Raw genomic sequence first — 19,681 nt, 5'->3', positions numbered from 1 at the left:
GGGATGTCCGGAAACGGAATCGCGCGCGGGGAGGGGAAAGGCGGGGGGTGGCCCTGGGAATCCCCGTTCACAACAGCGCCACCTTCCTGGGAGAAACCCTGGAGAGCCTCTTTTCTCAATCGGATGGGGAATTCCGGGTGTTCGCTTTGAATGATGGGTCCTTCGATCGTTCACAAGAGATTTTGGAGGAGTTTGCTCGGCGCGAGCCGCGCCTATCTCTCCGGAGATCTCCCGCTCGTCAAGGGATGGTGAGGGCATGGGCCGAGTGTGCCCGCTGGGCCATTCAAGAAACCGGGGCGGAATACTTCGCCTGGTGCGGGGACCACGACCTTTTACATCGGGACTGGCTCCTCCATTTGAGGGAGCGGCTGGACAGGGAAGCGGGTTCGGTCCTCGCCCATGGGAGGACCCACCGGATCGATTTGGCCGGGCATGAATTAGGACAGGTTCCCGTTCACTTTGACAGCGCTGATATGCCTCCCTGGGCGCGCCTGGAGGCGGCGTCCCATGACGCCATGGGGTCCGGGGAAGCGGTGTACGGACTGATTCGAAGCACGATACTTGCTCGCTGTGGTTTTTTCGCGAGGAAATTCTTCCCGACCGTATTCTTCTGGCCGAACTGCATTTGCATGGGGATTCGTTTTGAACCAAAGGCCATTCGCTATCGACGGGAAACCGCCAAACCCGCAGCACCTGTACTGTTGGTGCAAAGACAATTGAAACAATTGTTTGCGGCGGACAACCCCAAAGCGATGCCAGTCCTTTCGATGTCGACGGTTTTTTTCCGGCTAGGGGAACCCGGCGAGGACCCCGGAAGGGCCCTCCGTCGCCAGTATCTTGGTTGGGGGTTCTTCCGGCAAATGACGAAGAAACTCGCGCCATTGCTGAGAGAAGAATTACGGATGGCGGACCCTCCGCAGTCGAATTGGGACGACTGGATACAGGCGGTTGGATGTGGGAAAGGTGCGTCCCCTCTGGCGCCTGCCTGGGAGATCGACGAGATGTTTGAGCGCCTGCGGCTGGTTCGTTGGGCTTATGGGATCCATGTGGGCGCCAAGCGTTGGCGGCGACGGGTCCGTCGAAAAATGGCAGGGTCGATGTTTTGGGCCCGATATTTGTGGGGAACTGGGAAGTTAATCAGAAAGTCTATCCACGCGCGGATTCGGCGAGCGTTCTTCTCGGAGCCCCCTCGGCGACTTCAGGCGGGAAAGCCCGTCCTTCACATCCTTCCCGCGAATAATATGGGGGATCCCAACCTCTTTTATCACGGAAGTCGAAAGGATGCAGAAGGGCGGAAAGAATATTTTGCGAAGCGACAAATCCTGTCGGAGGAATTATACGTGGAGCGGGACGACGGCGCGTTGTCGTTGTTGCTTCAACGTATTGAAATGGGACGCTACGGAGCCTTCTTGCTGGATATTCCAAGCACCTTTCCGCGGTCGATCGCGTATTTGAAACGTCACAGCTCTTCGCCCGTTCTCTACCGGGCCCACAACGCTGAATTTCTTCACCGCTGGGACTATTTTCGAGCCGGCGGCCTTGGGTCATTCAAACAGGGAAGCCTGAGGGCTTTGTTCCGGTTGTTTTTTGCCGACCTCTGGGCCGCATCGGAGGCCGATTATGTCCTCTGTATCGCGGAGGGGGATGTTCGTTATTATCAGTGGCTGGCGGGGCGGGCCCACGTCTTGTGCGCGCCTTATTTCCTGCCAACCCTGTATCTTCCGAGCGGGCCGGCCTCTCATCCGAAAGAGAAATTGTGCGTCTCCTTAGGCGCCGTTCTATCGGGGACGCTTGCTATTGACAACGCGCGACGGTTCCGTAAGTCCGTGGACGGTTTGTCGGAGCGGGCGCTGGGTTGGAAGTTTGCGCTGACTGGGGAGACTGAGAAAGGAGTGACTTCCACCCGGGTCGAACAATGGGGGATTTTACCATCGCCTTTCGAAGCATTGAGGAAAGCGCGGGCCATGGCTGTATTCTCGGACTTTGGACGGGGCTTCAAGACTAAAATTCTCGATGCATTGGTGACAAATTGTTACGTCCTTCTTACGCCGAACCTACATCAGCGCTTGCCGCCTGAGTTGAAGCCATTTTGTTTCCAGTTCGGCCCGAAAATGCGAATGAATTTGAACGAGCCCTGGCGAAATGTGAGGCGCCGTTCCCTGCCCTCGACCTCAATGGAATGCTTCGTTCTCGTGCCATGAAAACCTTGGACCAAGCGTTGGGGATTCCAACGCGTGCGGACATCGTGACGGAAGCGGCCACAGTAACGGTGGGTCCGGAGTGCGTCCCCCATGTGTGAACGCTCGCTAATCGTTATTGGCATCCCCGTGTGCAACCGATCTCCCCATTTGTCCCTCTCAGGTCGGTCTTGGCCAAATCTCATCAGGATATCCGCGTGGTGATTTATGATGAACGGCCAGCGGACGCCGGGCGGGACGTTTTTTCTGCTAAATATTTTAGCTGGTTTGGCAATCATTACTCCGCGCATCTCCGTTGGTTGAGCCATCTGGTGGCTGTCCTGGACCGTGACTCCGTTTTTGGGTGGTCCCACGCCAAGACTCTCCATCTAACCCCAGGCCGCTCCTTTCTTGGAAAATTGCCGTTTTCCTTTGGTTCGAGTTGTGACAGCAAATTGGTGCGAGTCTGGCGCGTGTGCTTAGAAAAAAGGGAGCGTGGTTTTTGCGCCTCTGGGCCTCGAGTGTTGTTAATGCGCGCGTGCATCCTGTGACAGGCACCCTCCTGAAATGACGGTCAAAAGCGCTTCCTCGGACTTGGGCACCGAACAACCGGGCGCTTCCCTCGCGGAGGTCTATCGTTATTACCAACATGTCCGCGATTTGGTGGTGGCCATGCGCGAAAAACCAGGCCCTGCCGGGGACGGGAGAAATCATCCCAGTGATTATTGGCGGGAGGAAATGGAAAATTTCGATTATATGCTGGAGGCATCTCCCCGGCTGATCGCGAAGCTCCGGCATCATTGCTTTCACATCACGGGTGTGCGAGTTTACGATTACCGAACCTTGAAGGACAAGCTACGAACCGTGTTTCTTGGGCGGTTGAACTCGTTGAACCGGCAAGACTCGGTCGGCCTTTGGGTCCCGGAGTCGCCCCTGTTGGGCGGGTTTGGGTACCAGACGGACCGAGGTCTGATCAACTTGGACACCTTGAAATATTACGAGGCGCTCCTCGCGTTGGACCGATCGGGAGAGCTTCCGGCCTGGCGGCGGCGCCGGGAGTCCGGCGCACAGTCTGCGAAATCGGGGGGTGGGGCGGGTTCGCCTACCAATTCAAGTCGATTTTTCCTTTCTCCACCTATGTTATTGTCGATTTCCCAGAGTTGTTTCTCTTTTCCGCTGTTTACCTGCGCACGGTTTTTCCCCGCGCGCGGATGTGGATCTATGGAGAAACTCCCCTGGCGATCCTGGCGGACCAATGGGACAGCTTCGACTTCATTTTTTTGCCAAATTTTGCCTTCGGCGATATTTCCTTTCCACGGATTGATTTGACTCTCAACATGGTGTCGTTTCAGGAAATGACCGCCACGCAAGTTGAATTCTACGTGTCCGCTGTGGAGGCCGCCGGATGCCCCACATTGTATAGCCTCAACATGTGGAAACCCAAATACAACCCGCAGCTGAACGATTTGATTGCCATCATGCGCCGGCACTACGATCTCCGAAAGATCTCCGTTTTAGAACGCGCGCACAATGATTTTTTTGTTCCTCGGACCTCCCCATCGGGCCCTTGGCTGAGCCGGGTCAGGCAGGCCCTCCGTCAGATGGCTTCCTTTTCCTTCGGGAGAAGGTCGGATTTGTATTCGTCGGGGTACGCGCATTTGATCGGAAGGGTTACGGCCCGCGCGTCGGTAGAGAGGGCCCGTTGAACGTTCTTTTCGTCATCCGCTCCACGGCGCATTTCGTCTACCATGTGTCCGTGTTGGAGTCTCTGTGTCGGCGAGGGAACCGCGTCAGGATCCTCGTGGATGAGGAATGGAGCCGGGGAAAATCACGGGAGGCGTTGGATGAATTCTTACGCAAAACGCCGTCGGCCGCATGGGCGTGGTCCCGGCGGCGGTCAGGACCCATGCGACGTTTCCTTTTTCCCCTGCGGGAGGCGGTGACCTATTCCCGTTATCTTGGCAGGAGAGGCCAATCGGGCTTCTATTGTGCCCGATGGGAGCGGTACCTCAATAGAGAATTCCGGGCCATCGCGAGGATTCCATTTTTGCGGCGGTTGGTGTTTGGCCCGTTGCTCAGGTCATTTCACAAGGCGTTGGAATGCGTGGCCGGGGCAGATCAAGTCATCGTTCGTGCGATCGCCGCAGATCTGCCCGATGTCGTGGTTTTGTCGCCATTAAACATGCGTTTCTCGGAAGAAATTGAATACCTTAAGGCGGCCCAGTTTCTCGGGTTGCCAACGGTGGGGATTGTTTTGAGCTGGGACAACCTCACCACGAAAGGAATGTTTCATGCGCGCCCGGACCGCCTCTTGGTGTGGAATGAGGAACACCACCGGGAAGCTGTTGAACTTCATGGGTTCACATCCGACCAAATTGTCGTCGCAGGTGCGCCCTTTTTTGACAAATGGCGAGACCCCCAGGACAGCGGCGCCGCCTATGCAAAGGTCTCCCAATCCCTCACGAGGGCCCCGGATAAACCTTTCGTTCTTTACCTAGGATCCTCGCCCAACATTGCGCCGGATGAGGCTTGGGTCATCCGGCGGCTCGCGGCGTTAATCAAATCTTCTCAGCATCCGGCGTTAAGCGGTCTGGACGTGCTTGTCCGGCCGCATCCCTCCCAAGTGGTCAAGCTTTCTGTGTTGCTGACCGAAGGTTTCGCTGTGTGGCCCCAAAAACCCGAAGACTTGAGAGACTCTCCCCCTGACACTCCTCGGGCCATCGCTGAGTTTTTCGGTGTGATCTCACGTTGCGTCGCGGCCGTAGGGCTCAACACTTCCGGAATGTTAGACACCTTGATTTGTGATCGGCCAACGGTGGCTCTTCTCCTGCCGGAGTTCTCGGCCACCCAGACAACGGCCTTGCATTTCAAAGTGCTGGCAAAATTCGAGGCGCTGGCCATGGCGGACGGGTTTGAATCGTGCGTCAACCTCCTTGCTGATATCTCGGGAGGAAAGGACGAAAAGCGAGCGGAGAGAAAAAACTTCATACGCAAATTCGTCTGGCCTCTTGGCCCCGCGCGGTCGGCCGGAGATATCATGGCGGAAGCCATTGAGCGCGAAGCCCAGGGGAACACTCATTTTCCCGCCCCTTTATGCAAGGGCGTGCGGACCAGACGTTCACACCCCAGAGGGGGGGGGAAGGACGCTTCGAAAAATAATAAATAATAGTATCGACATAACTAAAGGAGACCTATATGTATAAGCGGCTTTTGCGGTTGGACGGATTTGACATCCGGGATGATTCGGACGCCTATGTTATTGCGGAGATTGGGCACAACCACCAAGGGGACGTCGATACCTGCAAAGAACTCTTCAGGGCGGCCAAAGAGTGCGGCGCGCATTCTGTAAAACTCCAGAAGCGTGACAACAAGTCCCTATACACCAAGGCCATGTACCATCAGCCTTACGACAACGAAAACAGCTACGGCCCCACCTACGGTCTGCACCGGGAAGCGCTCGAATTCGGCAAGGACGAATACAAGGAATTGCAAAAGCTCGCCAAAGAACTGGGACTCACCTTCTTCGCGACGGCTTTCGATTTTAAAAGCGCCGATTTCCTGGAAGACTTAGACGTGCCTGCCTATAAGATTGCTTCCGGTGATTTGAAGAACATTCCGTTGATCAAATATTTGGCATCGTTCAAGAAGCCTCTGGTCATCAGCACGGGTGGCGGTGCGTTGAGGATGTGAAGCGGATGTGCGAAGCCATTCTGTCCATCAACTCCCAAATTGCCATCCTTCAATGTACAGCGGGATACCCGCCCGCCTTTGAGGAGTTGGAACTCAATGTGATCTCAACGTTCCGGCGAGAGTTCCCGGAAGCGACCATCGGGTTTTCCAGCCACGACAGCGGCATCGCCATGGCGGTGGCGGCGTATGTGTTGGGCGCTCGGGTGATTGAAAAGCATTTCACGTTGAACCGGGCATTGAAGGGAACCGATCACGCTTTTTCGCTAGAACCCGTGGGCTTGAAAAAAATGGTCCGGGATCTTCAGCGGTTGCGGTTAGCCTTGGGAACCGGAGTGAAGCGCACGTTCGCCTCCGAACAAAAACCTCTTTTGAAGATGGGGAAAAAGCTGGTGGCGGCCCGGCCCTTGCCCGCGGGACACGTTCTCACGTCTGCGGACATCGCCATTAAATCCCCCGGCGACGGGCTCCCTCCCTATGAGATGGATCGGTTGGTTGGAAAAACGCTTTCCACACCCATGGTTGAAGACCAAGAATTCGATCTCAAAATGGTGCCCGATCGGGTGACCGCCTAAAATGGCTTCTTCCAGCCCTCTTTTGGTTTGGCGGGGCGAGGGTTTTGGTCACGGGCGCTCTCGAAAGCTTGGCCATCTCTGGGTGGAGACGGCGCTCTCTGCCGGCGCCTGGGTTCTGGCGCTTGACCGGAAAGGAGTCCCTGTGTCCCCGTCCTTTTCCGCCCTGGCTAAAAAATACAAATCGCGGTTGATTTTGGAGCGGGGCGATGTCACCTCGCGGCGGGACCTGGAAAAGGCCAGGGACCGCGCCCTAAGAAAATCTTCCTTGGCGGTCATTGTCAATAATGCCGGAATCGATCAGCCTCCCGCCGTGCTTAAGAAAAACTTTACTTTTTCAGAGATACCCATTGAAGACGTGCGCAGAATGTTTGAGGTGAACTTCTTAGGGGCTTTCCAGGTTTTGCAGGTGTTCGGAGAAGGGGTGGCCAGGTCTGGGCAGGGGTCTGTGATCAATATCGGATCGCTTTACAGTGCGGTTTCTCCGGACCAACGCTTTTATGACCATCTTACGGGTCAAACGCCTTTTATGAAGCCTCCCGCCTACGGTGCTTCCAAGGCCGCCTTGGCCAATCTGACAAAATTTTTGGCCACTCTTTGGGGACCGAAGGGCGTTCGCGTGAACACCCTCTCTCCGGGTGGCGTGGAGGGGGGGCAGGATGGGGCTTTCAAATCTAAATTTACTGCACGGGTCCCCCTCTCCCGGATGGCGACGCTAGCCGATTTGCGGGGGCCCTTCTTATTTCTTGCGTCGGACGCTTCCCGATATGTGACGGGGATAAATCTTATGGTGGACGGCGGTTTCACCACCTGGTAAAGAAGGAGATTCCAATGGGTAAAGAGGCACAGAACACCGGTTCGATCCCTGTCCTTCCCGACGTTTCCTATCCATCGGAAATCGGCAATTGGATCGACAATGAGGAATGCAAGGCGGCTTCCGGAGATTCTTTTTCTAAACTGTCCCCGGCCACCGGGGAAGCTCTCTTCCGAGTGGCCCGCTCGGGAAAGGCCGATGTCAATACGGCGGTGGAGAGCGCCAAACGGGCACAGGTCGAATGGTCTCAGGCGACGCCCGTTCGTCGTGGCGACGTGCTTCGCGCCACGGCTCTGATTTTTCGGGATAGGGCCCATGAGCTGGCAAAGATCGTGGCGCTGGAAACAGGAAAATCTGTTAAGGACGCTCTGGGGGAAGTTGGCGCCGCCGTTGAAATGGGTTTTTTTGTGGCGGGGGAAGGGCGACGTTTTTACGGCAAGACCACCACGAGCGCTGTTCCCCATAAGGCGGCGTTGGTTGTTCGTCAACCTCTCGGTGTGGCGGGTTTGATCATTGCGGCCAATACGCCCATGGCCAACGTGGCTTGGAAAGTTTTTCCGGCTCTTTTGTGCGGGAATGCCGCGGTTTTGAAATCGTCTGAAGACACACCGCTCACCGCTTGGATGTGCGCACGGATATTCGGCGAAGCGGGGGTTCCTCCAGGCGTATTGAATGTGGTCCATGGGTACGGCGTGGAGGCTGGCGCGCCCTTGGTGGATCACCCGGATGTGTCCGTGGTGAGCTTCACCGGATCCACCGAGGTCGGGCGACTCATTCAAAAAAATGCCGGCGCTCGTTTGGCCAAGGTTTGCCTTGAGCTCGGAGGGAAAAACCCTCTCATTGTTTGCGATGACGCGGACCTGGACAAGGCGGTGGAGGCCACTGTTCTTTCCGCCTGTAGCAACGCGGGCCAACGTTGTGCCGCAGGAACGCGGATCATTGTTTTTGATTCCGTTTACGAAACATTTAAAGCTAAATTGTTGGAACGGGCCCGGACGTTGAAGGTCGGGTGTCAGGATACCGATGATTTCGGCCCGGTGATCAACGAGGAACAGTTGATAAATATGGTGGCCGCTGTCGAGAAGGCGCGGGCCGCGGGGGCGTTTCTTCTCGCCGGCGGCAAGCGAATGGTGGGTCCGGCGTATTCCCGTGGTTATTTTATGGAGCCAACGGTGCTGGAAGATTCGGATCCGCTCTCGGAAATATCTCGAACCGAATTGTTTGGGCCGATTTGTTGTCTTTACAGGGTAAAAAATTTCGAAGAGGCGGTTTTCTCGGCAAACGCGTACCCCTATGGGCTCACGGCGGCCATTCACACCAAGAACATCGATCGTGCCATGACGTTCCTGGGGAAAATTCAAGCGGGGGTGGCCGTTGTGAATGGGGCGACCTACGGTAGCGAGCCACACATGCCGTTTGGCGGGCTCAAGGATTCCGGGACGGGCTGGAGGGAAGCGGGAAGCGAAGCCCTGGACGTCTATTCCGATTGGAAAACCCTCTATATTAATTTCGACCCGGCGCGGGTGTAGTGGATTTTTTCTGGAGATCCCCCAATAAACTTTTGGATCCTTTGAGGTTCTTGCTGAGGGGGGGCGACTCGGTTGGGTTGGCTTTAATCACCATGGTCAACCTCGGAATATCTTTCGTTTTCAATTGGCTTTTGCTCCGACGATTGGGAGCTTCAACCGAGTCCGACGCTGTTTTTGCCGCCTTGATCGTGCCCCAAGCGATTATCATGATTCTGGCCACGGTAACAGGGAAAGCGTTGGCCCCCCATTTGGCGTCGTTGTCTGCCGAGGATCAACGGGGGGGCGCCTGGGAAATGGCGCAGATCGCTTTTTTATTTTTCTGTCTGGCCGCTTGGATCTTGGAGGCGACGTCCCATCATTGGGTGGGGGTTTTTTTTGGCGCTTACAGTTCCGTCGCGCGGGCGATGACGGAACGTCTGGTGGAGACTTTCGTTTGGCTCCTACCCGTTCAGGCGGTTCTGAGTGTCGCCCAAGGGTTGGCCTACGCCCAAGGACGGTTCTTTCGGGCGGAACTATCAGGGTTGCTGGGTTCGATCGCGGGGCTGACCTTATTGCTGGTGTTTCTCCCGATATGGGGAGGGGCTGGATATGCGCGGGCTTCTCTGCTTCGGGCGGTTGTTAGCGCCGGGGCGCTGGTGGGGGTCTTGGGTCCTTTTCAGAGGGTTCGGTTTCGTTCCTCTTTGCCGGGATTTTTGTGGAAGCGCATGGGGATTTTGACAGGCGGGGCTTTTCTTTACAAAATGACTTACTTGGTGGATCGCGTTTTGTCGGCCTTGGCGCCCGCCGGAGGATTGTCTCTCTTTCAGGTGAGCCAGCAGTTTTACGGCGCGGGGGAAGTCGTTCTTCAGAAGGCCATATCAGGACCGGTTCTGGCTCGGATGGCTGGACACCTTCGGGAGGGAGATGAGCGGGGTGCGGAGGCCCTCTATCGCGGGGGGGTCCGGAAAACGGTTTTCTTAGCGGTCGGAATTATTTTCTTTTTGGTTCTGTTTGGTTTGCCGGCGTTGAGACTCATTTTTTATGGGGGTCGTCTGTCGGACGGGGATATCCGTCTTCTTTGGTTGTTGCTGTTGGCTTTGGGAGGGCAACTTTTGAGCCCGGTGGTTCTGGCCCTCTCGAACCGTTATTACGCCCTGGGGATACCTGGACCCCCACCTGGATCGGACTCGTCGGAGTTCCCTTTTCGATTGCGATTCGGATTATATTTTTCAGTTACTGGGGTCTACGGGGTTTGGCGTTGGCCACGGGGGTCTATTACGGGATTCTGACCTTAATTTATATGGGGATGGGTCTCTCTCGGGAGAAAACGTGTTAAGAAAAATCAAATCGCGTTTGGAACAGATTCTTCCAACGTTCATTTTTAAACTATTGGTGGAGAGCGTCAAAGCGGTGGTGTTTCCGACGCGGCTATGGGTGGCGGTGCGCCAATCGTTCCCCGTGTGGCGAAAAATGGACTATAAAAAATCCGCCATTTTCCTTCGGGTCGATTCCCTGACCGAGTGGGACATGCGGCTCCGTTCGGCGCGAAAGGAGCCTGAGACGATCCAATGGTTGGAGACACATCTCCGGCGAGGGGATGTTTTTTTCGATGTGGGGGCCAATGTAGGCGCTTATTCTCTTGTGGCCGCGAAGGCAACCCACTGTCGGGTTTTTGCTTTTGAACCCATGGCCGCCAACTACATGCGGCTTGTTGAAAATATATTGCGAAACGCCTGCGGCGGGGCCGTCGTGGCTTTGCCCTTGGCCCTCTCCGACCGAACGGAGATGGCTCGTTTTCATTTGGCTAGCCTAGAAACCGGAGCCGCCGAACATGAGGGGTTGACTCCGGACGGGGCGCGGCCTGCGGGGCTCTTTCAAGACCTTGTTTGCGTGCGATTGGACAGCGCGATGGACCTATTTTCATTGCCTGCGCCGAACCATTTGAAATTGGATGTGGATGGGGCGGAGTTTCGAATATTGACCGGGGGCGAAATAACGTTGCGACGTCCGGAGTTGCGGTCGATCCTGATGGAAGTGGACCGAAGTCGGTCCGACGAGGGCCAGCTTTGCGCGGCGTTGTATGCCGCGGGCTTCAAAGACGGGGGCGTCTGGGAACACGCCGGAGGGCGCGTGGCCAACAGGCTATTCGTTCGTCCATGAACCCTCCGCGAAAAAGAATTGCGCTCATTCCGGCCCGCGCAGGATCGAAGCGGGTCAAGGGGAAAAACGTCCGGGTTCTAAACGGACATCCTCTTCTCGCCTATACGTTGAACGCGGCCCAGGTTTCGGGAATGTTTGACGCCATCGTTGTTTCTACGGACAGCGAGGAGGTGGCGGGCGTGGCCCGTCATTGCGGGGGCGAAGTTCCCTTTCTGCGCCCGGCGGCTTTCGCGGGGATCTGTCACCGGACATTGAGTGGGTCCGATACACCCTGAAAACCCTGGCGGACCAAGGACGGACCTACGAATCGTTCGCCCTGCTTCGGCCAACCAGCCCGTTCCGAAAAGCGGAAACCATTGTTCGAGCGTGGGCTCTTTTTCATCGGTTCCCGGAGGCTGATTCCCTTCGGGCTGTGGAACTTTGCGGCCAACATCCCGGTAAAATGTGGGTGATGGAAAGCGACTGGATGAAGCCGCTATTGCCGGGGGGGCCAAAACCCACCCTGGCACAGCACTCCCTACCAGGCCCTTCCCCGGGTGTACGTTCAGAACGCGAGTCTGGAGATCGCGTGGACCCGTGTGCCGCTGGAAGGCGGAACCATCGCCGGAGAAAAAGTCCTCCCTTTCGAGACCGAAGGGTTGGAGGGATTTGATATCAATCATCCCGAGGACTGGTGGCTGGCGGAAGAGCTTTTGAAGCGGGGACAGGCGGTTTTGCCGCAGGTCACCCAAACCCCCTGGAGGTTGTCGGATCATGAGTGATTTGGTTTATATTCCTCAAGAAGAATTTCAACGGATCCTGGGTGGCCCCATGGACGCCCATCGGGCGGCTGTTTTTGCGAACGCGGCCCGACTGAATGCCCTCTATGCCATAAAACGCGCTAATTCTGGACACATCGGGTCGAGTTTCAGCAGTTTGGATATTGTGTCGTGGTTGCACTTGCTGGAATTGGGCACCGACGACCTTTATTTCTCCTCTAAGGGACACGACGTGCCAGGTCTCTATTCGGTGCTCACCGCTTTAGGAAAGCTGGAGTTTAAAAAGCTTCACGAGCTCCGCCGGTTAGGGGGGGTGCCGGGCCACCCGGACGTGTCGGTCCCAGGGATCGTTGCCAACACCGGATCCTTGGGCATGGGGATTTCGAAAGCCAAAGGCATCATTCTCGCCAGACGATTGCAGAAAAAACCCGGCCACGTTTATGTTCTTCTCGGGGACGGCGAGCTTCAGGAAGGGCAGATTTGGGAATCCCTTCCCAGGCGGTGAATCTTAACATGGGAGAAATCACTGTCATTGTGGACTCCAACAAGATTCAATCCGATCTCTGGGTCGCCAAGGTGAGCGACGGCGGCGATATTCTGGCCAAGGCCAAGGCCTTTGGCTGGCACACGGACCGCGTGGACGGGCACGACATGAACGCCTTGAAAGAACTTTTCACTCGGTTGCGGGCCGTCGCCGATAGGCCCAAATTCATTTTAGCGGACACCGTGAAAGGGCGGGGAGTGTCCTTCATGGAGGGCATGGGGGCGAAGGATCGTTTATACCATTACCACAGCGGCGCCCCGGGCGATTTGGAGTATGACCGGGCCGTGGAAGAATTGGCCGGGAAAATCAACGCCGGATTGAAATCTTTAGGGGAGAATGAAATCGCGCTGGAACGGGTTCCCCAACTTCCCAAGGCGCCGATGGGAAAACCCCAAAACCTGGTCGCCTGTTACGGCCGGGAACTTGTTCGTCAAGCGGAAAAAAACCCTCGGCTGGTGGTCTTGGACGGCGATCTGGCGAAAGATTGCGGGCTTTTGCCATTCGAAAAAAAGTTCCCCGATCGTTTTATCGAATGCGGTATCGCCGAACAAGACATGGTCAGTCAAGCCGGCGGTCTGGCGAGGCAGGGTCTCCTTCCGGTGGTTCATTCCTTTTCCTGCTTCTTGTCGTCGCGGCCTAACGAGCAAATCTATAACAACGCCTTGGAGGGGAATAAAATTATTTACGTGGGTTCTTTGGCAGGGTTCCTGCCGGCGGGGCCGGGAACATCCCACCAGGCGGTGCGGGATATTTCGACGTTGGCCGCGCTCCCGAATTTTAATCTCATCGAACCTAGTTGCAATGAGGATTTTGAAGCCCTGATAGAATACGCGGTCAATGAGAGCGCGGACGCGTCGTACTTTCGCTTGGTCTCGGTGTCCTGCGACGTGCCATTTTCCTGGCCCGCCGATGCCCGTCCCGCCCTCGGACGGGGCGTCGTTCTGGCCGAAGGCGGGGATGCGGTTCTTTTCGCTTCCGGTCCGCTTCTTCTTACCCAGGCCTATCTCGCGGTGCAAAACTTGGCTCGCGGCGGGACCCGCGTCCGGTTGGTGGCCATGCCGTGGCTGAATCGAGTGGATGCCGAGTGGTTGAAGGGCGCGGTGGGCGATAGGCCTTGGGTCATTACCCTGGACAACCATTATTTGAATGGTGGGTTGGGTGAGCGGTTGTTGGCCTCCTTGGCGGAAACTCGCGGCGTGGGATCTTTCCAAGCCCGTCGTTTCGGGCTGTCACGAAAGCCTGTTTGCGGGACTTACGAGGAGGTTTTGAAAGCCCACCGTATGGATTCCGAGAGTTTAACGGAGGACATTGGAAGCCTTCTCATAAAAGGGACTTCGACCGGGAGCGAGGGAGCCGCCATGGTTTCCGTTGAGGATTCAGACATTGGATAAACCGTTTGCGGTCGCGCTTTTGTGGGACATCGATGGGACCCTCTTGGACACCGGCCGAGCGGGCATTTTCGCCCTGGAAGACGCGGCGCGGGAAGTGTTGGAAACGACGCCGGATTTTAACGGTTTGGCCACCGCCGGATTGACCGACGTAGAAATTGCGGTTGGAATCGTGAAACAGTCGGGCCGCCCCGCGGATTCGACGGTTGTGGACCGGTTTCTTCGAGTGTATGAAGATCGTCTGCCCGGGGCTCTGCCGCGCAAAATCGGACGGGTGCTCCCGGGTGTCCGGGCCATTTTGGAGGGAATCGCGGCTCGCAAGGATATTTTTTCAATGTTGTTGACGGGCAACACCCGCGCCGGCGCCCGGGCAAAGCTGACCCATTACGGCATTGATGGTTTTTTTAGCGGTGGCGCTTTTTCGGATGGTTTTCCGGACCGCCGCTCCATCGCCCGGCAGGCTCTGGACATGGTACGCGAGCGCCAGGCGGGCTTCAGTGTGGAAGACGTCTACGTTATCGGGGACACGCCGCATGACGTTCATTGCGGGAAAGCGATCGGAGCGCACACCATCGCCGTGGCCTCCGGGCATTACGGAGAGGACGCCTTGCGGGCGTTTCATCCCTGGTGGACGATCCCCGGTTTGCCGTCACCGGAAGAATTTTTCGAACGGGTCGTTCTCCGGGCCGTTCGGAAAGGGGGGCATTCGTGAAAGACCTATTCTATCGGATCGTTGGGCGCGTCAGCAATGTTTTGGATGTGGTTCGTCCTCTTATGGTTCGGTTTTTGGGAGGCAAACATCGATCCGATGGGCACGATAAGACAGGGTTGGTTCAGGGCGGTCGACCCGTGGTTCTGGAACGGTTCCCCGGGGACGTCTGCCTGGTCCGTTACGGGAGCCTGGCGCACACCCTCTGGCGGGCTCAGGAACTGACTCTTATTGACCGCCACCGGAAATACTTCGAAAAGCCCATGGCGGATTTTGGGTGCGGGGACGGTTCCTTTGGCGCGGCACTTTTTTCAAAGATTGACTTCGGGATTGACAATGACCCGGAAGCCCTCACGGCGTGCGCCCATCAAAAAGCGTATGAAAACAGAATTTTGGGATCTGAGACGACGGTTCCCCTTCCCTCGGGGTCCCTCGGGAGCGTGCTGGCCAATTCGGTGTTGGAGCACACGCGTCAACCCCAGGCGAGTTTGGCCGAAATGGCTCGGCTCCTCCGCCCCGGCGGTTTCTTCGTCATGACTGTCCCTCTTCTGGGTTTCGCGCGTCATTTGGCCCGATATTTCGGCTGGGCGCAAAGCCGGAAGGTTAATCGGGAGTATCACCATTACACTTTGGTGGAAGCCGAAACCTGGAAGCAATGGCTTGCCTTGGCGGGGTTCGATTCCGTGGTGGTCAAGCTATACCAGGGGCCGTCGTTCACGTTCTGGTATCGCATGCTCCGGTTGTTCGGCGAGCGAGGAATGGGAGTTATCCCTTCGTTACAGGAGCGGATTTGGAATCAGGTCTCTCCAAAAATCATTGATCGCGTTCGAGGTTCGGTGAGTGGGGATAAGGACGGGGCCAATTTATTCGTGGTCGCCCGACGCGCATGATCCGGACGGAAGCCTCCTTCCTTCTCGGGCGCGGTGGGCGTCCATGAGCCGGAAGAGTTGGAAAGCCAACGCTCGCGAACAGTTGGAAAAAATTCCTTGGATCGGACTTTGGGTGCGATGGGTCTACCGGCGTTGGTACTGGGCACGCCGAAAAGGCTATCCCGACTGGCCAGGCCTTCTGGAGGCCGACCTACCCCTCTGGCGAAAGTCTTTAGGCTCCGCCTCCGGGCCCCGGGTTTTAATCGCTACCGCCGTCGGGGCCTACCTACCGGGGAACACCATGGAAAGCGTTCTCGCCGTCGCCTTGACGCTTCGCAAGGCTCGGGTGGAGGTGTTTTTGTGTGACGGGGTTTTGCCGGCGTGTTTAGATTGCCACAACTTGTGGTTTCCGAACCCGCGCTCGTTTTTAAAGAAAGGTCCCCAAGCTTGGCTATGCGGAAGTTGTTACCCTCTTTCGGAGCGCATGTACCGAGGTCTGGGCGTGCCGGTGGAGGGTCTGGGTTCCTGGGTTCGGCCGGCGGATTGGGAATCCATGAAGAGCCTCTTGCAGAGGCCCTCGGAAGAACTTCGTGCCTACCACGACAACGGTATGGCGGTGGGAGAACACGCCCTCGCCGGCGCGCTCCGTTATTATGCCCGGGCGACCTTGGAGAGCGAGCCGGAGGGGGACGCGGTTTTTAGGAAATATTTTGAAGCGGCTTTTTTGACGGCGCGGGCGGTCCGTCGTCTTCTGGCGGAAAAAAAGTATGACCGGGTGGTTTTTAACCATGGAATTTATGTGCCTCAAGGATTGATCGGAGAGGCCGCCCGGTCGTTGGGTATTCCCGTGGTCAACTGGAACCCTGCCTATCGAAAGAAGTGTTTTATTTTCAGCCATGGGGACAGTTATCATCACACGTTGATGGCGGAACCCACGGACGTTTGGGAAACCCTGAGCCTAACGGAAGAGCAGGACCGAGAACTGGACAATTATCTAAAGAGCCGGTGGTATGGATCCCAGGATTGGATCTGGTTTCACGAGAATCCCCGCTTTAGTGAGAACGATATTCGGCGGGCCGTAGGCGCCGACCCTTCCAAACCTTGGATCGACCTGTTGACGAACGTATTGTGGGACGCTCAACTGCATTACCCGGCCAACGCCTTCCCCAACCTGTTGGACTGGTTGTTCCTGACGATCGATTATTTCGCCGAACGGCCTGACTTGCAATTAATCATTCGCGTCCATCCCGCGGAAATTCGCGGGACGTTGCCGTCCCGCCAGAGAATTGTGGAAGAAGTTCGACGGAGAGGCCGACCTCTACCCCCCAACGTTTTTTTGGTCGGTCCGGAGAGTCCCGTCAGCACCTACGCGTTGATGGAGCGATGTGATTCGGTTCTGATCTTCGGGACCAAGACGGGTGTTGAGCTGACCAGCCAGGGAAAACCCGTGATCGTGGCCGGAGAGGCCTGGATACGCGGCAAAGGATTGACCTGGGACGCGCGCTCCCCTTCTCATTACCGGGAACTTTTGGACCGATTGCCGATCGGAGCCCCTCTGCCGCCGGAGCAGAGGCGGCGCGCACGACTTTATGCCTATCACTTTTTCTTCCGCCGAATGATTCCGCTCTCGTTCATGGAACCGCGACCCGGGGACCCCCCCTACGGGCTGGGATCGAAATTTCGCCTGATGGACCTCGGCCCGGGCGCCGATCCCGGTTTGGATGTGGTGTGCGATGGGATCTTGACGGGTTCTCCCTTCGTGTATCACGCGGAGGCGGTTCGCGGTCGGTCGGCGGTGATTTAATATGCGCGTTCTTTTAAACGGTATCCCGTTGTTAAGCCCCCGGAGCGGTGTGGGGAATTATGTTTATTTTCTCGGGGAGGCTCTTCGACGGGTGGGCCCGGAACATGAATGGATGTTCCACTATCTCACCTTTCAGTCCTCGATGGTCCGGAATCTGCCGAGCGCGTCTTTCGGGAAAGTGAGAAGACAATTGCGCAATGTCCCGGGAATGTACACGGCCTATCGAGTCGCCCTGGAACTTTTTTTTCGCGTCAACACCTACCGCAAGAACATCGATCTCTATCACGAAACGAATTATGCCCCCTTTCCCTTTCGGGGTCCAACGGTGGTAACGGTCTATGATCTGTCGTTCCTGTATTACCCGGAAACTCATCCGAAAGAGCGGGTCAAGTTTTACGAACGGTACTTTTACCCTCGGCTAAGCCTCATTCGCCATTTTCTCGCCATTTCGGAATCCGTGAAGAGGGAAATGGTGAAAGATCTACATATCGCCGCGGATCGGATCACGGTCACGCCTCTGGGGTTAGACGCCCAATACACGCCCGCCGCGCCTGGGGATGTCAAGACCGTTACGGCGAAATTTGGCCTGACCCCGGGGCATTACATTATCTCTGTTGGAACGAAAGAGCCCCGCAAAAACCTGAAACGGCTCCTCGCGGCCTACGCCAAGCTGTCCCCCTCTTTGCGGGAGCGATTTCCTCTGGCGGTGGTCGGCGGGGCCGGGTGGCTGTTTGACGATTGGAAGACGTTGTTGTCCCGTTGGGGGCTTTCCAACGATGTCAAAACGCTGGGATACGTTCCTCAGGAACACTTGCCCGTTCTCTATTCTGGAGCGACTTTATTGGCCTATCCTTCTTTATACGAAGGCTTCGGCCTTCCGCTCTTGGAAGCGATGGGATGCGGATGCCCGGTCTTGACGTCAAATGTCTCGTCGCTTCCGGAAGTCGTGGGAAACGCGGGGGTTCAAGTGGATCCCATGGACGTTGACGGTCTCTCCGCGGCGATGTCCCGGCTTTTGGACGATCCAGCTGAGAGAGAGCGTTTGCGCGCGCTTGGTTTGGAGAGGGCCAAGGGTTTCGGTTGGGACCAGTGTGCGGCGTTGACGCTGAAAGGGTATGCGAAAGCGATGGGGCCCTCTCATCCCCTTCCGGTCCATCGGGAACCGGCGGCGCGTGGATCATGATGGCGGATAAAAGAATTGGCATCGTATGCGACTGGCTCGTGACGCGGGCGGGGGGAGTTCTGGGCCTTTACCCGAAGGCGAATCTTTTCGCTTTGCTCGCCGTTTTGGTAAAAGTAGGGTGCGGTTTTCTAGGCGGCCGTTCCGTGTCTCACCCCGTGGCCAAGAGCGTTTTGACGGGGCCAGACCAAACGCACGTGAGCCATGTCTTTTCGCCGATGCGGTTCGCCTGGGACCTTGGCCATAACCTTCTTGTCCCTATCCTTGGGACGCCCGTCGATTTTGCTTTCCCCTACTGAAACTTCACCAACACCGTGGATCACTTGGATGTCGAGGGCAAACGCCTTCGCACAGAGAGGCTTATTTCATTATTGGAAAAAAGAAGGGAATATCTTAAGCGGGTGCCATGAAAATAGCGATTGTTCATGATTTTCTGAATCAATACGGAGGGGCGGAGCGGACGTTGGATGCGATGCACGAGGCGTTTCCCGAAGCTCCGATTTTTACCTCGATTTTTCTTCCGGAAAACTTTCCCGCCTTTTTTTCGGAATGGGACGTGCGGACGTCGTTTATGCAGAGGTTGCCGTTTCTCAAAACCATTTCAAGAAATATCTCCCTCTCTATCCATTGGTTTTCAGTCGGTTTGATTTGAAAGGTTTCGATGTGATTCTTTCGTCCAGTAGCGCCTTCGCCAAGGGGATTTCGGTTCCGGTGGGTGCACGGCATGTCTGTTATTGCTACTCGCCCATGCGGTTTGTCTGGGATCGGGACCGTTATCTGGAAAAGGAACCCATTCCGGTTTTTCTGAAACCCTTATTGTCCCTAGTTTTGGGGAGGTTGAAAAAGTGGGATCTCAAAACGAATCTCGGGGTGGACCGGTTCATCGGGATTTCGCAACACATCCGAAAACGGATTTACACCTGTTATGGCAGGGAAGCGGATGTTCTCTACCCTCCGGTCGAGGTGGATTCTTTTGACTTTTCCACCGAACCGGGGGATTATTTTCTCGTGGTTTCCCGGTTGAACCCCTACAAACGAATCGAACTGGCCATCGAGGCTTGTGGGCAAATGGGTCTCCCTTTAAAAATTGTAGGGAAGGGACCCTTCGAGCCAACTCTTCGCCGCCTGGCAGGACCTCGAACGGAGTTCCTGGGTGGGGTTTCCTTCCAGGAACTCAAGAAACTCTTGGTCGGAGCGCGGGCGTTTATCTTTCCAGGAGAAGAGGATTTTGGCATCGCCCCCGTGGAAGCCATGGCCGCCGGGCGGCCGGTGATCGCTTTGGCGGCAGGGGGGGCTCTCGAAACCGTCCTGGAGGGAGAAACGGGATTGTTCTTTGAGGTTCCCACGGTTCAAAGCCTGTCAGACGCCCTTCGCCGGTTTGAAGGCATGACGTTTGATCCGGCGCGGATTCGCCGCCAAGCCGAACGGTTCAATCGAGCGGCTTTTGTTCGCGGCATTCGTGGAATTGTCGAGCGAGTTTCTTCCGCTGCTCGTTAATTATTAGAATGATC

12 protein-coding genes and 4 pseudogenes are annotated in these 19,681 nt (G+C 56.4%); all 16 read left to right on the top strand.

What is annotated here, in order from left to right:
• Positions 1-47 precede the first annotated feature (47 nt).
• On the top strand, positions 48-2,201 hold the full coding sequence (locus IPP35_04245) for a glycosyltransferase family 2 protein (GenBank protein MBL0058317.1): 2,154 nt from the start codon (positions 48-50) through the stop codon (positions 2,199-2,201).
• 890 nt (positions 2,202-3,091) lie between these two features.
• Complete coding sequence (locus tag IPP35_04240) at positions 3,092-3,883, top strand: putative sugar O-methyltransferase (GenBank protein MBL0058316.1); 792 nt, start codon at positions 3,092-3,094, stop codon at positions 3,881-3,883.
• Entirely contained in the window at positions 3,880-5,343 is a 1,464-nt protein-coding gene (locus tag IPP35_04235) for a hypothetical protein (protein ID MBL0058315.1), read from the top strand. The genes IPP35_04240 and IPP35_04235 overlap by 4 nt, the downstream gene beginning before the upstream one ends.
• Positions 5,344-5,372: 29 nt before the next feature.
• A pseudogene (locus IPP35_04230) lies at positions 5,373-6,439 on the top strand (N-acetylneuraminate synthase family protein).
• A 1-nt stretch (position 6,440) separates the two neighbouring features.
• Positions 6,441-7,253, top strand: a complete 813-nt coding sequence (locus IPP35_04225; protein ID MBL0058314.1) for an SDR family oxidoreductase — start codon at positions 6,441-6,443, stop codon at positions 7,251-7,253.
• A 14-nt stretch (positions 7,254-7,267) separates the two neighbouring features.
• Positions 7,268-8,779, top strand: coding sequence for an aldehyde dehydrogenase (locus IPP35_04220; protein MBL0058313.1), 1,512 nt, complete (start codon positions 7,268-7,270; stop codon positions 8,777-8,779).
• 77 nt (positions 8,780-8,856) lie between these two features.
• Positions 8,857-10,047 (top strand): hypothetical protein, encoded by a 1,191-nt coding sequence (locus IPP35_04215; GenBank protein MBL0058312.1) that lies wholly within the window; start codon positions 8,857-8,859, stop codon positions 10,045-10,047.
• A 40-nt stretch (positions 10,048-10,087) separates the two neighbouring features.
• Positions 10,088-10,918: an FkbM family methyltransferase gene (locus tag IPP35_04210; protein ID MBL0058311.1), complete on the top strand. Its 831-nt coding sequence runs from the start codon at positions 10,088-10,090 to the stop codon at positions 10,916-10,918.
• Positions 10,915-11,679 (top strand): annotated as a pseudogene (locus IPP35_04205) (acylneuraminate cytidylyltransferase family protein). The gene IPP35_04210 and the pseudogene IPP35_04205 overlap by 4 nt, the downstream one beginning before the upstream one ends.
• Positions 11,672-13,611, top strand: a pseudogene (locus IPP35_04200) (transketolase). The pseudogenes IPP35_04205 and IPP35_04200 overlap by 8 nt, the downstream one beginning before the upstream one ends.
• Complete coding sequence (locus IPP35_04195; protein ID MBL0058310.1) at positions 13,604-14,320, top strand: haloacid dehalogenase-like hydrolase; 717 nt, start codon at positions 13,604-13,606, stop codon at positions 14,318-14,320. The pseudogene IPP35_04200 and the gene IPP35_04195 overlap by 8 nt, the downstream one beginning before the upstream one ends.
• On the top strand, positions 14,317-15,207 hold the full coding sequence (locus IPP35_04190) for a class I SAM-dependent methyltransferase (protein MBL0058309.1): 891 nt from the start codon (positions 14,317-14,319) through the stop codon (positions 15,205-15,207). The genes IPP35_04195 and IPP35_04190 overlap by 4 nt, the downstream gene beginning before the upstream one ends.
• A 280-nt stretch (positions 15,208-15,487) precedes the next feature.
• Entirely contained in the window at positions 15,488-16,990 is a 1,503-nt protein-coding gene (locus tag IPP35_04185) for a capsule biosynthesis protein (protein ID MBL0058308.1), read from the top strand.
• Position 16,991: 1 nt separating this feature from the next.
• Positions 16,992-18,173 carry a glycosyltransferase family 4 protein gene (locus IPP35_04180; protein ID MBL0058307.1) on the top strand — a complete coding sequence of 394 codons (1,182 nt, stop codon included), beginning with the start codon at positions 16,992-16,994 and terminating at the stop codon, positions 18,171-18,173.
• Positions 18,170-18,469 (top strand): hypothetical protein, encoded by a 300-nt coding sequence (locus tag IPP35_04175; protein ID MBL0058306.1) that lies wholly within the window; start codon positions 18,170-18,172, stop codon positions 18,467-18,469. The genes IPP35_04180 and IPP35_04175 overlap by 4 nt, the downstream gene beginning before the upstream one ends.
• Positions 18,470-18,576: 107 nt before the next feature.
• Positions 18,577-19,667 (top strand): annotated as a pseudogene (locus IPP35_04170) (glycosyltransferase).
• Positions 19,668-19,681: the final 14 nt, after the last annotated feature.

Source organism: Elusimicrobiota bacterium, assembly GCA_016721625.1.
GTDB lineage: Bacteria > Elusimicrobiota > Elusimicrobia > FEN-1173 > FEN-1173 > JADKHR01.
The sequence above is the reverse complement of the archived record's forward strand: the minus strand, read 5'-3'. Positions and strand labels throughout refer to the sequence as shown.

Excerpts from the sequence above, each read along its gene's own strand:
- IPP35_04180 (MBL0058307.1), top strand. The coding sequence starts at position 16,992 with ATGCGCGTTCTTTTAAACGGTATCCCGTTGTTAAGCCCCCGGAGCGGT.
- IPP35_04185 (MBL0058308.1), top strand. The coding sequence starts at position 15,488 with ATGGAAAGCGTTCTCGCCGTCGCCTTGACGCTTCGCAAGGCTCGGGTG.
- IPP35_04175 (MBL0058306.1), top strand. The coding sequence starts at position 18,170 with ATGATGGCGGATAAAAGAATTGGCATCGTATGCGACTGGCTCGTGACG.
- IPP35_04225 (MBL0058314.1), top strand. The coding sequence starts at position 6,441 with ATGGCTTCTTCCAGCCCTCTTTTGGTTTGGCGGGGCGAGGGTTTTGGT.
- IPP35_04220 (MBL0058313.1), top strand. The coding sequence starts at position 7,268 with ATGGGTAAAGAGGCACAGAACACCGGTTCGATCCCTGTCCTTCCCGAC.